Raw genomic sequence first — 14,392 nt, forward strand, 5'->3', positions numbered from 1 at the left:
CGCACGGAAGTTACGGGCGTCCGACAGGTATGTCAACGCTCCTGACAAATATCGGAGTAATCGAGATCGAGGCGGACCGGCAGGCACGTCAGACCTGCCAGGAACGTGGGGCACGCCGCCGTCAGGAACGGCCGGCAAGCGCTGCCGTACTCGCCCGTACGACGAGCTCGGTGGCGAGCTCGACCCGAGGGGACGCCGGCTCCTCGCCGGCCGCGAGCCGCAGCACCGTGCGGGTCGCCAACTTGCCCATGTCCGCGAGGGGCTGGCGAACCGTCGTCAACGGCGGAGCCGACCACCGGACCTCGGGCAGATCGTCGAACCCCACGACGCTCATGTCCTCCGGCACGCGAAGCCCGCGGCGCCTGAGGGCCTCGATCGCGCCGAGGGCCATCTGGTCGCTGGCGGCGAACAGCGCGGTCGGCGGCTCGTCCAGGTCGAGCAGGACGTTGCAGCCGTCGAAGCCCGCCGCGTGATAGAAGTCGCCCGGCACGATCAGGGCGTCGTCGACCGCGACGTCCGCGCCCTCGAGGGCCGCGCGATAGCCGTCGAGCCGTGCCCGCGAGCACAGCAGCCGCTGCGGCCCGGCGATGAAGCCGATCCTGCGGTGGCCGAGACCCAGCAGGTGTTCCGTCGCGGCCATGCCGCCCGCCCAGTTGGTCGCGCCGACGGTCGGCGCGTCCAGGGAGGGCGAGCCCGAGGGGTCGACGACGACGAGCGGGACGCCGAGGCGCCGCAGCTCCTCGTGCAGACGGGGTTCGAGGACGGAGGTCACCAGGATCACCCCGTCCGACGCGCGCGTACGCAGGTTGGTCATCCACTGCCGCGCCGAGCCCGACGCGTTGTGGATGGCGGACACCACGGTGCCCACGCCGGACGCGTGCGCGACCTCCTCCACACCGCGGATGATCTCCACCGCCCAAGGGCTGTCGAGGTCGTTGAAGACCAGGTCGATGAGGACGGCCCGGTCGCGCTGAGCGGCGGACTTGCGCTGGTAGCCGTGGCGCCGCAGCAGATCCTCGATCCGGGACCGGGTTTCCGGCGACACGTCGGAGCGGCCGTTGACGACACGCGACACGGTGGGGACCGAGACCCCGGCCTGCCGGGCGATCTCGGTGATGGTCACCTTGTTCTTGATGCTCTCCCGGGCCACTGCGCCCACCTCCGTTGCCGAAACCTTGCAGGATCCTTCCGGAAAACCGGGGTCAGCGTGAAGGCTACAGGGGGCCCGGGCGGCCTGGGTCAGTCCGCCCGGGCGGCGGCGTGTGCGATGAAGGTGGCCCAGGCGGCGGGGGTGAGGCCGAGGTGGGGGCGGCTTGGGTCTTTTGAGTCGCGGATGTGGATGGTGGTGGGGGTGGGGGCGACTTCGATACAGCTGTCGCCCTGATCGCTGCTGTAACTGGACTTGAACCAGGCGAGTTCGACGGTGCTCATAAGGCTCCTCGCAGTCGCTCCAGCAGACCCACGGAGTCCTCGGGAGTGAGGGCCTGCGAGCGCAGTCTCGCATAACGCTGACTGAGTACGACCACGTCCTTCGGCTCGGTAATCAGCCAACCGTTCATGTGCCCTTCGGCGTAGGCGAACCGGCGTCCATCAGGGGTCTCCAGAAGTTGCAGCGGTCCCGCCAGACTTGCGTGCTGCTTGCGCTCCAGCGGCATGATCTGGAGGGCCACATTGCGCCGCCCCGCGCACTCCAGCATGCGATCCAGCAAGCAACGTGTCACCGCCGGACCGCCCAGATCCCTGCGAAGGATGCTCTCCTCGATGATGAAGCTGAACGAGGTGTTGGGACGCTCCCGCAGGAGCTGTTGGCGCTCCATGCGAGCGGCAACCTGTGCCGCCAACTCCTCGTCGGTGAGGGGCGGGACCGCGTTCTCGAACACCTCCCGTACGTAGGGCTCGGGCTGCATCAGCCCCGGCACCAGCCTGCACTCGTATGTGTCGAGACTGACCGCCTGCCTCTCCAGCCTTGCCCACATGCGGAACCAGGCCGCGAATCCCGGCTGCCGAGCCATATGCCGGAACGCCCTGCGTAGCGCTCCTGTGTTCCCCAAAGCCTCCTCAGCCAGATCCACGAACCTCTGATCCGCAAGCCGCCGTCCCAACTCAATGGACTCCACGGAGTGCCTGGACAGATGAACCAGCGCCCCGAACTCCTCCCGGCTCAACCCCGCATGTTCCCGCAGCCCCTGGACGAATCCGCCGAACGCCCTCATGCTGTCCGACGACTCCGGCTCACCGCCCTGCCCCTGCGCCACCCAGCCAATATCGTGTGCCATGCACCCAGAGTCACCGAACGATCACCGTACTGTCCACACGGCGACCCCGTACTCCACCCGCAGTACGGACGTACAGCCTGGTAGACAGCGCCCCAGCCCGCCACCGTTGACCACCATGAACCGCCCCGACACCCAAGTCCCGGTTACCGTACGTGTGTTCACCCAGCGCTTCTCGGCCACGCCGAGGGCAGCCCGCCTGGCGCGAATGCTGGCTCTCGGCCAACTGCACGCGTGGGACGTCCCGTACGGCAGTGGGGCCTCGGACGCCGCAGCGTTGATCGTCGCCGAACTGACGGCGAACGCCGTCGTGCATGCCCGCGTCCCGGGCCGCGGCTTCGAACTGCGCCTGCTCCTCACAGGAGTTCACACCCTGCGGATCGAGGTCATGGACCCCCGCGCCGACTGCCGCCCGAAGCAGTCACCGGCCCCCGCCGCCCCGGACGCGGAATCAGGTCGCGGTCTCACTCTCGTCGGGGCCCTGGCGACCCGCTGGGGCGTGACCGACGGCCCGGCACCGCGCAAGACGGTATGGGCGGAACTGACGCTGCGACCAGGCCCGACGTGACCCGTGCACCAGAGCGACACAGACCGGCACCAGAGGCAACGAGGCGAAACCCCAGCCGTCCGGCAACAACAGGACCGAGAGCACGCCGAACACAATCAGCACGGCGACGAGCACGGCCTTGTCCCGGTTCACGGGGTTACGCGGGCCGGCAGGCACAGCATGAGTCTGTCGGCCTTTATGTCAACGCAGGACCTTGGAAAGGCAAAGTTCGGGAAGCTCGGCGTCGTACGCTGCGTCCCTGACGAATCGCTCAACACCAGTCTCTCCGCCGGCGTTCGGTCCACTACTGCCATCCACAGCTGTCTCTGAAGCCCCTTATCGAATAAATCTCGAATAGAGGTCGCGATCACGCCATGAATCGGAAAATGAATCCAGGATCGCTTCATAGAGTCGAAGGTTACTGACATTTCCCTGCGAGAAGAGGATTCTGTTTCTAACCGCCTCCTCAACAGCCTGCCATCGCAGCTCGTGCATGACGAAGGAAACCAACTCGGTCACCCCCTCCTCAAGCGAATCGATCAGGGAAATGAGCTCGGTCTCGAACTGCTTCCTCAAGTCTGGGTTTCGCTGCAGAACTGCAAGCGCCCGCTCCAGGACCTGTTCAAGACCTTCAACTCCGCACGATTCCTCAGCGGCATCCAGGACGTCCTGCACAATACCCTGAAATTCCGCAACGGGGTCAGCAGCCCGGTTTCCCCCATGCAGCGACGTACTTCCCATCAGCACTGAGTCCATTCCTGTTGAACGCGTCGACGTCTTCACCGATGCTGTTGCTGACGGTCCCCTACGGAAGGTCGAAGCTAAATTTCCGGCGGAACGAATATGGGCCTTAGCGCGGGTGACAGGTCAGACATCATCCCGAATACCAGGACGTGTTCCGGATTCATGTTGTCGTTTTCCAGCGTTGCGATGACTCTCGCCGACAGCAAGATCTTGATCAGCGCACCTTGCATGTGCTGACCGATCGCCCCGGGATAGCGGACGACCGGCGCGTCAGGATTGCCAGAGGTGAGACTGCCGACAGCCGCCTGAACCGCGCCAGGGTCGCATCTCCATCCCACGGACACAGACGCCGAAGTCGTCTCTGCGTCGGGCTCGACGTAGACCACAGCACCCGACCGGTCCGCTGTTGTTTCTCCGTCGCGGAAGGCAGGCAGGCAGGCAGGCGCGCTGGAGCGCCTGGACCACCTGGTTGGCCAGCTCATTTCTGACGGTGAGAACTTCATCGGATGCGCGGGCAAAGCCGTACTCTGACATGGCTTTTCTTCTTCTCGTGACGGGGTGTGGCAGGCCTCGCGGTGAAGCCCACCCGCCCAGCAGACCTACGGCAAGATCATCTACGGCGTAGGCGAGCGCGCTAACTCCCTGCGCGAGACCAGCTTCAAGGCCTTACGCCGGGGCAGCCTCGGTCTCAGCCGTATCACCCAGATCGCCGCCGCAGCCATCGTTCTGCTCCAGCTCGAGTACGACCGCACCATCTGAACGATCTCACAGAGCCATGATCTATCACTGGGAAAGGCTCACTGCCTCGCGAGCCAGGGCGAGAGGATGGCGGAAAATTCTTCATCAGAAATTTGAACACCTCCCCAACCGAACCGCTCCCATGCTTGCGCCCGCTGCAGGACGGGCAACGGGATATTAAAAGCAAGACGGAATGAAGCAATGAAAGAGATGACGCCAAATGCCGGGCCCAATTTTTCTCGGGAAATCAATGCGAGCTCCACTGCGTCCTTTCCTTCGGCGTGAGCTGCTCGCAGTTCACCTGCGATTTCCTTCATCTTATCCATCTTGCGCTCATCTTCCCTTCTTTGTGTGCCCGGCAACTGCACGGCGCCAGGGTGCGTACCACTTTCGTGTGAAACCCACCCTGGCGCGCATCCAGCATCTCGCAAATGGCGCGAGGCGGTCCCCTACTGGAAGATCACACCCACGTTTGTGTATTCTCCCGGCATGCCTCGGAGTTCAATGATTTCCACATTCGAAAACCCCGCTCTCTGTGACATCTTTCCCGTGAATGTGGTTCGAGCCGCATCCTCAAATGATGCGCCACCTCGCACGGCCGCATTGAAGGAGTTCAAGTTGTCGCTGAGCTCTCCACCGCCCTGCCAGTACGCCTTAACACCCTTCACCTTGTCGCCGAAATGAGCAAGAGCGGCGTTGAACATTTCGCCCCCGCGCGGGGTGTCCGAACCGACCTTGATGGCAAACGAGAAGAGTCCCTTGGCGTCGATGTCGGCCACGATTCCATTACCGCTTGGGGCTACGTCAACGTATGTCGGGCAGTTGACGTTGTGGACGAGTACAGGAGTGATGCCCGCGAGCACGTAGAAGGTGTGAAGGTCGGCGACACTCAAGTCCCAGACCCTCTGTGGAGCGGTCAGCGGGCGGATGCCGACCACGTCGTCCACGGCACTGGTTGCCGTACGGAGCGGATCTCCCGTATGCAGGTCGGAGGCCCTGACCCAGCCACGGCCCTGAACATACATCCGGTGTCCCGGAGTGGTGACGATCCGTCCGCCATCGGCAAGGGCGATCTGAAGGAGCCGGTCTGCCGGGTGGGAGTATGTCGCCGTGACTGGTGCCGAGCGGGTAATACCAGTATTCGGGTCAGTGGCTAGCACTTTGTCGCCGACGCTGATCGCGTCGATCGGCTTCGACGTACCACCAGCCAACAGCACGTTCGTTTCGGCGGGGAAGCTGTCCTTCAGACAAGCTTCCCTCAGCCTCTGGAATTTCACCTTACTGATGCCGGCGATGACCTCTTCGGACAGGCCGAGGGAACGCAGGGCCCTGTAGGCGTCGGTGAAGCCGATACCGGTCCTCGCAGCGGCGTCAACCGCTCTGACGGCGTCCGCGATGGGTCTGAGGATCTTGCCTGCGAACAGGCTCGCGACATCCACGGCTGCCCAGGCGCATCCGCCCCAGCTTCCGTTTCCACCACCGGGGGTGATCTTCTGGGCGCACTTGATCCAGCTCCCGAAGAGGATGTCCACCGGGTCGATGTTCTTCTGGTACTCCGCGATCGTGATGGTGTGCGTGACCTCGGTGGACAGTTCCTTGGTCGAGTACTCGCCCAGGTACACCGTCGCGCCGGAGGGGCACGTGAACTCCGACAGGTCCAGATCCTGCGCGGTGCACATGTACAGGTCGAGGTCCGCTTTGAACCGGATCTTCGTGGTCATCGTGCAGTCGCCGTTGTAGAAGAGCTTGTCGATCCAGCCGTCGCAGCCGTCCGACTTCTTCACGACTTCCGGATCGCTGGTCTTCTTGAGGTGGTCGACGACGTAGAACATGTTGCCGATGGCGACACCGACCTCGTCGACGACGGTTCCCGTCTCGATCTGCTTCGCGTTCTCCTCCCTCTCGGCCCTGTCGGCTGCTTCCTGCGCTTCCTTGGAGTACTTCTCCGCGTCCTTGGCTGCCTGTTCGGCTTCGGTTGCCGCGGTGTCGGCGCGGTCGGCCGCTGCCCGCGCGTCCTTCGCGGCCTGTTCGGCCTCCGAGGCGGCCGTGCGTGCGGCTGCCGCGTCGAGGGCGGCTTGGTCGGCGGAGTCGCGGGCGTCCTTGGCGTAGCCTTCGGCGCGGCCTGCTGCCTTGTCCGCGGCGGCCGCGTCTTCCGTTGCCTGACGGTCGTATTCGATCGTGCGAGCCAGTGACGCGGTGGCCTTGGATGCGGCCGTGGCGGCGTCGGCAGCGTAGCCGAGGGCCTCCTTCGCGAACGTGCGGGCATCCGAGGCGTGCGAGGCGGCGTTGGCCGCGTGCTGATAGGCCGCCTTCGCGTCACCCTGCGCCGCTTCGGCGAGGGCCTTGGCGGTGGCGGATTCCTCCTGGGCGTTCTTGGCGTGGGCGTCGGCGACGGCTTTCTGCTGATCGGCGATCGTCTTCGATGCCTGCCCGGTCAGCACGACCAGGCTCGCTGCCGAGTCCGTGGTGACGTAGGGGGAGCCGAGCTGGATCGCGTCGTTCGCCGGTTTGGCGACCTGCGCGGCCGCGTTGCCGGCGTCCACGGCGGCCTGAGCGGTGACATGGGCGAAGCCAGCGGCCTTCGCCGATGCCGCCAGGGCCTTGACGGCCTCCTTCTTCGCCTCGCTCGCATGACCCTTGGCGGTCTTGGCCTTCTCCTCCGCGTCGTCGGCCAGCTTGACGGCCGTCTTCGCCTCGGAGGCGGCGTGGGCGGCAGCCTTGATGGCGTCGGCTGCGGCGCTGGTCGCGGTCTTCACCGCGGCATCGGCCTTCAGCTTCGCGGCCTGCGCACCGTCGGCGTGGGCACGGGACCGCTTCGCCGCCGCCTCGGCGCGGGTGGCTGCGGCGTCCGCGTCGGCTGCCGCCTTCGTGGCGGCGTCGGCCTCGGAACGGGCCCTGCCGGCGGCCGCTTCGGCGTCGTCCGCGTGCTTGTCCGCCTTGCCGGCAGCAGTTCGGGCGGCGTCTGCCGCCTCCCCCGCCTCCAGGGAGTCGGCGTAAGCGCCCTTCGCATCCGCCTTGGCACGGGCGGCGTCGGCCTTCTGCTCCGCGTCCCAGGCGTCGTCCCGCTTGGCCTTGGCGTTGTCGCGGGCCTTGACCGCTGCGTTCTTCTTCTCAACCGCGGTGCCCTCGGCCGTTTCAGCCTTGTCCTGGGCGTCCTTCGCCTTCGACGCTTCGGCTTCGGCGTTCTTCTTGTGTGAGGACCACGCCCAAGGAGGTCACAACCGAGTCGCTGGCCCGACGACTGAACCCGACGGCTGTCCCAACAGTGATCCCGACGGCTGTCCCGACAGTGCCTCCCGACGGCTGTCCCGACGACGGTTGGACGACTACCGTCCGGTCAGCCCTCCGCCACCGGCTCGAACCGCCACCTGTGCACCGCCCGCGTCACCAACTCGCCGTCCGGCTCGGGCAGTTCGGGAAGGTCGGCGTCGTACGGAGCGTCCCACCAGGTGATGACCAGGACGCGGTCCTGAGGTGCCCGGAAGGTCTCCCGGCGCAGGGGACTCACGGCGAGGTCCTGCGCCCGGGCCCAGGCCAGCAGCTCCTCGCCCCGGCCTGCCACCGCCCGCGCCTCCCACATCAAGGCGACCGTCACGAGTACAGGTTCTCCTTGCTCACCTCGTGCACGTGATCATGCGTACGCCCAGGGACGTGCGGATCCGTCACCGGCAGCGAGGAGTCCGCCGAGAGGTCCCAGTCCGAGGCCGCGCGCCCGCGCGCCACCATCTCGGCGCCGAGCGCCGCCACCATCGCGCCGTTGTCGGTGCACAACTTGGGCCGGGGGACCCGCAGCCGGATCCCGGCGGCCTCGCAGCGCTCCTGGGCGAGGACCCGAAGCCGGGAGTTGGCGGCCACCCCGCCGCCGATCATGAGGTGGTCGACCCCCTGGTCACGACAGGCGCGTACGGCCTTCCGGGTCAGCACGTCCACGACCGCCTCCTGGAAGGACGCGGCCACGTCGCGCACCGGCACCTCCTCCCCCGCCGCCCGCTTCGCCTCGATCCAGCGCGCCACGGCGGTCTTCAGACCGGAGAAGGAGAAGTCGTACGCCGGGTCGCGCGGCCCGGTCAGCCCGCGCGGGAACGCGATCGCCTCCGGGTCGCCCTCGCGCGCGTACCGGTCGATGACCGGACCGCCCGGGAAGCCCAGGTTCAGCACGCGCGCGATCTTGTCGAAGGCCTCGCCCGCGGCGTCGTCGATGCTCGCGCCCATCGGCCGTACGTCGGAGGTGATGTCCGTGGAGAGCAGCAGCGAGGAGTGTCCGCCGGAGACCAGCAGCGCCATCGTCGGCTCCGGCAGCGCGCCGTGCTCCAGCTGGTCCACGCAGATGTGCGAGGCCAGGTGGTTGACGCCGTACAGCGGCTTGCCCAGCGCGTACGCGTACGCCTTCGCCGCCGAGACCCCGACGAGCAGGGCGCCCGCGAGCCCGGGGCCGGCCGTGACCGCGATCCCGTCGAGATCGCGCGCGCTCACCCCCGCCTCCTTCAGGGCCCGCTCGATGGTCGGCACCATCGCTTCCAGATGCGCGCGGCTCGCGACCTCCGGCACGACGCCGCCGAAGCGCGCGTGCTCGTCGACGCTCGACGCGATCGCGTCCGCGAGCAGCGTGGAGCCGCGGACGATGCCGACGCCGGTCTCGTCGCAGGAGGTCTCGATGCCGAGGACGAGAGGTTCGTCAGTCATGGGTATCTGTTCCTTGTGCAGAGGTGGAACCCGCGGGGGAGCCGCTGTCGGACGCCGTGCTCAGTCGCATCACGAGCGCGTCGATGTTGCCCGGCTGGTAGTAGCCGCGCCGGAAACCGATGGGCTCGAAGCCGAAGCGCTCGTACAGCTTCTGGGCGCGGACGTTGTCGACCCGGCATTCGAGCAGCACCTCGGCGCACTCGAAGGCGGTCGCGGCCCGCAGCAGCTCGGTCAGGATCAGCGCGCCGAGCCCGGTGCCCCACTGGTCACGGGCGACGGCGATGGTCTGTACGTCCCCCACGTCGCCCTGGGCGGCGAGGCCCCCGTACCCGACGAGCCGCTCACCGTCCTTGGCCACGACATACCGTCGTGTCGCGGCCGGCCCTCGCGAATGGGCCAGCTCCGACCAGAACATGCCCCGCGACCAGGCGTCCTCGGGGAAGAGGTCCTTCTCCAGCGCCAGTACGGGATCGATGTCCCACCAGCGCATCTCGCGCAGCACCGCCGTCACTTGGGGGTGACCACCTTGTAGTTCTTGGGTACCTGGGCGTCGGGGCGGCGCAGGTACAGCGGGCGGGGGGCCGGGAGTTCCTCGCCGCGCGCCAGCCTCTCCGCCGCGAGGGACGCGAGTGCCGCCGCGGAGACGTTCTCGGGTTCGTGCGCGTCGGGGAAGGTGTCGGGGTAGAGCCGCGCGCCCGCGCCGACTGCGGGCAGACCGGCGACGGCCTCGGCGATCTCGGCGGGCCGGTCCACGGCGGGCTCGGTGTCCCGCGTACGGGAATCGGAGTAGCGCGCCCAGTAGACCTCCTTGCGCCGGGCGTCGGTCGCCACGACGAAGGGGGTCCCGATGTCGGCCGCGTACGCGAGGCCGTCGAGGGTGCAGAGGCCGTACACGGGCACGCCCAGCGCGAGCCCGAGGGTGTCGGCGGTCATCAGGCCGACCCGCAGCCCGGTGTACGGGCCGGGGCCCACGCCGACGACGATGCCGGTGACGGCGTCGAGCCGCAGCCCGGCCTCGGCCAGCACCCGGTCGACGGCGGGCAGCAGCAGTTCTCCGTGCCGACGGGCGTCCACCTGACTCGACGAGGCGACGACGGACGTCCCGTCGTGCAGCGCGACGGTGACGGCGGAGGTGGCGGTATCCAGAGCGAGCAAGAGCACGCGAACAGCCTACGGCGCCCGAGGCCTGGGCACGGCCGCCACGGCCCGGCCACCACCTGGTGCTACCGTCACCGAAAAGACGTATGCCATACGAGAGGTGGGCACACAAGGTGGCTAGGAGCAGCTCGGGATTCGTGGCCGGGCTCACCGCGGCAGCGATCGTCGCAGTCGGCTTCCTCGCCTACCGGGCGTCGGCCAATGTGCCGGAGGATCTGGGCAAACCGCAGCCCACCAAGTCCCCGACGACCAACGCGTCGAAGGCGCCGGGCACCGAGGACCTGGCCGCGCTCCCCGCCCGGTCGGGCACGGGTGAACGGGTCGTCTACTCGCTGGACGACGACCGCGTCTGGCTCGTCGGCGCGAACGACAGGGTCCGGCGCACCTTCGAGGTCACGCCGGGCACGGTGGACCCGGCGCCCACCTCGTACAAGGTCACCTCGCGCTCCGGCGCCGTCACCGGTTCCGACGGCGTCGCCATCGAGCACGTCGTCCGCTTCGCGACCGTGGACGGCGTCGCGATCGGCTTCAGCGCGGCGGCCGACGGCTCGACCGCCGCACCGGACGCCTCGAAGAAGCTCGGCGGCATCCGCCAGTCGCGCGAGGACGGCGCCGCGCTGTGGAAGTTCGCCACGGTCGGCACGAAGGTCGTCGTCGTCGAGTAGGCGGTAGCCGTGCAGGCTGTAGCCGTGCAGGCTGTAGCCGTGCAGGCGGCAGGCGCGTAGGCGCCGGGCTGGGCGCCTCGTTCAGGGTGGCCCTTACGGCGGAGCGCTCAGGCGGCCTCGGGGTGGCGCTCCTCGGGCGCGGGGGCCTGTGGGGCGGGAGCGCGCGGGGGCGTGGACACGGCGTGGGCGGCAGCGCTTGCCGCGAGGAGCTCGCGCATCGACACCCCGGCGGGCTTCGCAGGAACACGCGGCCGCGCCACATCACGTTCCGAAGTCGACATGGCCGCCTCCTGGGGCTCCGGGCGCAGACGTAGTTAGGTAGACCTAACCAACACCGGTATCCATGTGAACACGGCGAAGGCGCGGTACGCAACATCTTGCCGACGACTTGTCGGAACCTTAGGGCGAACGTGCGAAGGCCGAGGACAGCCGGCCCGTGTGCGACTGTCCGTGACGACTGTCCGCGATCAGACCGTGAGCACGCCGAGGTCGACCGTGGCCCAGCGCTGTCCGACTCCGGTGAGGGTGACGTGCCGTACCTCGTCCGTGGTGTCCCCAACCGCCCGGTGGATCAGCACATGCAGCCGGTCCTCGGTGAGCTCCTCGACCTTGCCCTCGCCCCACTCCACGACGATCACCGAGTCGGGCAGCGAGACGTCGAGGTCGAGGTCCTCCATCTCGTCGAGCCCGCCGCCGAGGCGGTACGCGTCCACGTGGACGAGCGGCGGCCCATCACCGAGGGAGGGGTGCACGCGGGCGATCACGAAGGTCGGCGAGGTGACCGCGCCCCGCACACCGAGCCCCTCGCCGAGCCCGCGAGCCAGCGTCGTCTTGCCCGCGCCGAGCTCCCCGGTGAGCATCACGAGATCACCGGCCCGCAGCAGCTTGGCCAGACGGCGGCCCAACTCCTGCATCTGTTCGGGGGATTCGACGGTGAGCCGGGCGGTGACGGGCATGGTGTCAGCCGGGTTGTGCGGTGCTGCTGGTGCTTCCATAACCACCCACGGTAGCCCCTGCCGGGACGGCTCCCGCGCGGGTGAGGAGGTCGGCGAGGCGGTCGGTTACGACCTCCGGGTGCTCCAGCATCACCAGGTGCCCGGCGTCCGGCACGAGCACCAGCTCCGCGTCCGGCAGCAGGTCCGCGATCGCCTCGCTGTGCTCGCTCGGGGTCACCAGGTCCTTGACTCCAGCCAGCACGAGCACGGGCAGTTCGTCGAAGGACGCCAGTGCCTCGGTCTTGTCGTGGTCGGCGAAGGCCGGGTAGAACTCCGCGACCACGTCGATCGGCGTGCCCTCGATCAGCCGCTCCGCGAACCGCGCGACCGCCGGGTCGATGTCCCGGGTCGCGAACGAGTACCGCTTGACGATCCCCGCGAACAGATCGGCCGTGGCGCGCCGCCCGCGCTCCACCAGCTCGGCCTGCTGCCCCATCGCCTTCAGTATCCCGGGCAGGACACGCCGCACCGCGTTGACGCCCGCCACGGGCAGCCCGAAGTTGACCTCGCCCAGGTTCCCCGACGACGTTCCGACGAGCGCCACGCCGACCACGCGCTCGCGCACGAGGTCCGGGTACTGGTCGGCCAGCGCCATCAGCGTCATACCGCCCATCGAGTGACCGACGAGCACGAGCGGGCCCTCGGGTGCGGCCGCGTCGATGACCGCCTTCAGGTCACGGCCGAGCTGGTCGATGTCGACCGGCACCTTGTCCCGCGTCTGGGCGACGCCGCGACCCGAGCGGCCGTGGCTGCGCTGGTCCCAGTGGACGGTCCGCACCACACCGCGCAGCGCGGCGCGCTGGAAGTGCCAGGAGTCCTGGCTGAGGCAGTAGCCGTGGCTGAAGACGACGGTGACCGGGGCCGGGGCCTTGCGGCCGAAGAGTCTGCGGCGGCGGGGCGTGAGCGTGGTGTCCTGCTCCACGTCGTCGACCTCGTAGTACAGCTCTGTGCCGTCGTCCGCGGTCGCCGTGCCGGGCATGCCGCGCAGCGCGCCGTAGGGACCGGCCGAGTCGAGCGCGAGCCGGGCCTTTCTGCGCATGCCGCGGCCGACCGTGAGTCGTTCGATCGCGACGCCGGCGGCAGCGCCCGCCGCGATGACGCCTATCGCCGCGCCCGCGAGGCCCGCCTTGCGCCAGTTCCCGGCGTTCCCCGCGGCGGAGACCACCGAGGCGGCGGCCTCCGCACTGCTCTCGCTCACGTACCGCTCCTCTTCACCGCAGTGTCGTCTGGTGCTGCTGGTTCCCTCTGTCCTGTGTCGCCGGGCGTCTGTGCGCCGGAGGTCCGGGGGCCGGCCCCGGAAAGGGAGTACCCGTCTTGTTCGTTATTCACGTAGACGCGCGGCACGCGGGTTCCGATCCTGGTGACGATTTCGTAAGCGATCGTGCCCGCGGCCTGGGCCCAGTCCTCGGCGGTCGGCTCGCCCCGGTCACCGGGCCCGAACAGCACCGCCCGCTCGCCGACCGGCGGTGTGTCCCCGCCGAGGTCGACCGCGAACTGGTCCATCGCGACCCGGCCGGCGACCGTCCGCCATTTGCCGCCGACCAGAACGGGGCCGGTGCCGGAGGCGTGGCGCGGGATGCCGTCCGCGTACCCGACGGGCACGAGGCCGAGGGTCGTGTCGCCCGATGTGACGTACTGATGCCCGTAACTGACGCCGTGCCCCGCCGGAACGTGCTTCACCAGCGCGAGTGACGCCCACAGTGTCATCACCGGGCGCAGTCCGAGGTCGGCCGCGGTGCCGAGCTCGGGGCTGGGAGAGATGCCGTACGTCGCGATTCCCGTGCGTACGAGATCGAAGTGGGCCTCGGGGAGGGTGAGCGTGGCGGGCGAGTTGGCGATGTGCCGCACCTCCGGCCGTACGCCCCGCTCCTCGGCGTACGCGACCATCTCGCGGAAACGGGCGAGCTGGGCGTCGATGGAGGGGTGCCCCGGCTCGTCGGCACACGCGAAGTGCGACCAGAGCCCGGTGACCCGGACGAGTCCCTCGGCCTCGGCGCGCAGCGCCTCGCCGACGAGCTCCGCCCAGTCGCCGGGCTGACAGCCGTTGCGCCCCAGACCGGTGTCGGCCTTGAGCTGGATGCGGGCGGCGCGGCCCGCCGCGCGTGCGGCACGCGCGACCTCCCGCAGCGCCCAGAGCCCGCTGACGCCCAGGTCCAGGTCGGCCTCGACGGCCTCGCGCCACGGGCCGCCCGGTGCCCACAGCCAGCACATGATCCGGCCCGGCAGGCCCGCCGCGCGCAGGGCCAGCGCCTCCTCGGGCGTGGCCGTGCCCAGCCAGGTGGCGCCCGCGGCGAGGGCCGCCCGGGCACACGGGACCGCCCCGTGCCCGTACGCGTCCGACTTGACCACCGTCATGAGGGCGGCGGCGGGCGCGTGGGCACGCAGGGTCCGCACATTGGCCCTCAGGGCGGCCAGGTCGATCTCGGCGCGAGCACGCGCGACTGCTGTCTCACTCATCGCGCCCAGTGTCGCAGAGTGCTCGGACACGCCCTTCGGACGTCGGCTCCCGCGCCCTGTCAGGGAGGGGGCTGCGTCCCCCGGGGGGCTGGGGGCTGCGTCCCCCGGAGCCCCCAGCCCCCGGGGGGCGCG

The 14,392-nt window shown here is 68.9% G+C and carries 16 protein-coding genes and 1 pseudogene; 3 read left to right on the top strand and 14 right to left on the bottom strand.

Annotated features, from left to right (window positions below):
- Positions 1–121: 121 nt before the first annotated feature.
- From FE633_RS11910 to FE633_RS11920, 3 genes are all read right to left on the bottom strand, one after another.
- Positions 122–1,150, bottom strand: coding sequence for a LacI family DNA-binding transcriptional regulator (locus FE633_RS11910; RefSeq protein ID WP_138045109.1), 1,029 nt, complete (start codon positions 1,148–1,150; stop codon positions 122–124).
- Between the two features lie 89 nt (positions 1,151–1,239).
- Positions 1,240–1,431, bottom strand: a complete 192-nt coding sequence (locus FE633_RS11915; protein ID WP_138045110.1) for a DUF397 domain-containing protein — start codon at positions 1,429–1,431, stop codon at positions 1,240–1,242.
- Positions 1,428–2,276: a helix-turn-helix domain-containing protein gene (locus FE633_RS11920; RefSeq protein ID WP_138045111.1), complete on the bottom strand. Its 849-nt coding sequence runs from the start codon at positions 2,274–2,276 to the stop codon at positions 1,428–1,430. The genes FE633_RS11915 and FE633_RS11920 overlap by 4 nt, the downstream gene beginning before the upstream one ends.
- A gap of 115 nt (positions 2,277–2,391) precedes the next feature.
- On the opposite strand from FE633_RS11920, the gene FE633_RS11925 reads away from it, so the two are divergent.
- The gene (locus FE633_RS11925) at positions 2,392–2,841 is read left to right on the top strand and encodes an ATP-binding protein (RefSeq protein ID WP_138045112.1); all 450 of its coding nucleotides are present in this window, start codon (positions 2,392–2,394) and stop codon (positions 2,839–2,841) included.
- Between the two features lie 315 nt (positions 2,842–3,156).
- On the opposite strand, the gene FE633_RS11930 is transcribed toward FE633_RS11925, so the two are convergent.
- Positions 3,157–3,567, bottom strand: coding sequence for a glutathionylspermidine synthase family protein (locus FE633_RS11930; RefSeq protein ID WP_138045113.1), 411 nt, complete (start codon positions 3,565–3,567; stop codon positions 3,157–3,159).
- A gap of 588 nt (positions 3,568–4,155) precedes the next feature.
- Here FE633_RS11930 and FE633_RS11935 point away from each other — a divergent pair.
- Positions 4,156–4,323: pseudogene (locus FE633_RS11935) on the top strand (IS5/IS1182 family transposase); the annotation flags it as partial.
- A gap of 38 nt (positions 4,324–4,361) precedes the next feature.
- Here FE633_RS11935 and FE633_RS11940 read toward each other — a convergent pair.
- From FE633_RS11940 to tsaB, 6 genes are all read right to left on the bottom strand, one after another.
- The gene (locus tag FE633_RS11940; protein WP_138045114.1) at positions 4,362–4,670 is read right to left on the bottom strand and encodes a hypothetical protein; all 309 of its coding nucleotides are present in this window, start codon (positions 4,668–4,670) and stop codon (positions 4,362–4,364) included.
- 81 nt (positions 4,671–4,751) lie between these two features.
- Positions 4,752–7,058, bottom strand: a complete 2,307-nt coding sequence (locus FE633_RS11945; protein WP_246113569.1) for a Hint domain-containing protein — start codon at positions 7,056–7,058, stop codon at positions 4,752–4,754.
- Positions 7,059–7,639: 581 nt separating this feature from the next.
- A complete protein-coding gene (locus FE633_RS11950; RefSeq protein ID WP_138045115.1) occupies positions 7,640–7,897 on the bottom strand; it encodes a hypothetical protein in 258 nt (85 codons plus the stop codon).
- Positions 7,894–8,985 carry a tRNA (adenosine(37)-N6)-threonylcarbamoyltransferase complex transferase subunit TsaD gene (gene tsaD, locus FE633_RS11955; protein WP_138045116.1) on the bottom strand — a complete coding sequence of 364 codons (1,092 nt, stop codon included), beginning with the start codon at positions 8,983–8,985 and terminating at the stop codon, positions 7,894–7,896. Before tsaD ends, FE633_RS11950 begins: the two co-directional genes overlap by 4 nt.
- Positions 8,978–9,475, bottom strand: a complete 498-nt coding sequence (gene rimI / locus FE633_RS11960; protein WP_138045223.1) for a ribosomal protein S18-alanine N-acetyltransferase — start codon at positions 9,473–9,475, stop codon at positions 8,978–8,980. Before rimI ends, tsaD begins: the two co-directional genes overlap by 8 nt.
- A gap of 17 nt (positions 9,476–9,492) precedes the next feature.
- The gene (gene tsaB, locus FE633_RS11965) at positions 9,493–10,146 is read right to left on the bottom strand and encodes a tRNA (adenosine(37)-N6)-threonylcarbamoyltransferase complex dimerization subunit type 1 TsaB (RefSeq protein ID WP_138045117.1); all 654 of its coding nucleotides are present in this window, start codon (positions 10,144–10,146) and stop codon (positions 9,493–9,495) included.
- A 110-nt stretch (positions 10,147–10,256) separates the two neighbouring features.
- Between tsaB and FE633_RS11970 the strand changes: the two genes are divergently transcribed.
- Positions 10,257–10,808, top strand: coding sequence for a L,D-transpeptidase (locus FE633_RS11970; protein WP_138045118.1), 552 nt, complete (start codon positions 10,257–10,259; stop codon positions 10,806–10,808).
- 107 nt (positions 10,809–10,915) lie between these two features.
- On the opposite strand, the gene FE633_RS47135 is transcribed toward FE633_RS11970, so the two are convergent.
- The 4 genes from FE633_RS47135 to alr form a co-directional block, all read right to left on the bottom strand.
- Positions 10,916–11,089: a hypothetical protein gene (locus tag FE633_RS47135; RefSeq protein WP_171059912.1), complete on the bottom strand. Its 174-nt coding sequence runs from the start codon at positions 11,087–11,089 to the stop codon at positions 10,916–10,918.
- 186 nt (positions 11,090–11,275) lie between these two features.
- Positions 11,276–11,803: a tRNA (adenosine(37)-N6)-threonylcarbamoyltransferase complex ATPase subunit type 1 TsaE gene (gene tsaE, locus FE633_RS11975; protein ID WP_138045119.1), complete on the bottom strand. Its 528-nt coding sequence runs from the start codon at positions 11,801–11,803 to the stop codon at positions 11,276–11,278.
- Positions 11,769–13,001 carry an alpha/beta fold hydrolase gene (locus FE633_RS11980; protein WP_138045120.1) on the bottom strand — a complete coding sequence of 411 codons (1,233 nt, stop codon included), beginning with the start codon at positions 12,999–13,001 and terminating at the stop codon, positions 11,769–11,771. Before FE633_RS11980 ends, tsaE begins: the two co-directional genes overlap by 35 nt.
- Positions 12,998–14,260: an alanine racemase gene (alr, locus tag FE633_RS11985; RefSeq protein WP_138045121.1), complete on the bottom strand. Its 1,263-nt coding sequence runs from the start codon at positions 14,258–14,260 to the stop codon at positions 12,998–13,000. Before alr ends, FE633_RS11980 begins: the two co-directional genes overlap by 4 nt.
- Between the last annotated feature and the right edge of the window lie 132 nt (positions 14,261–14,392).

The sequence above is a fragment of the Streptomyces montanus genome, assembly GCF_005786655.1.
Taxonomy (GTDB): domain Bacteria; phylum Actinomycetota; class Actinomycetes; order Streptomycetales; family Streptomycetaceae; genus Streptomyces; species Streptomyces sporangiiformans.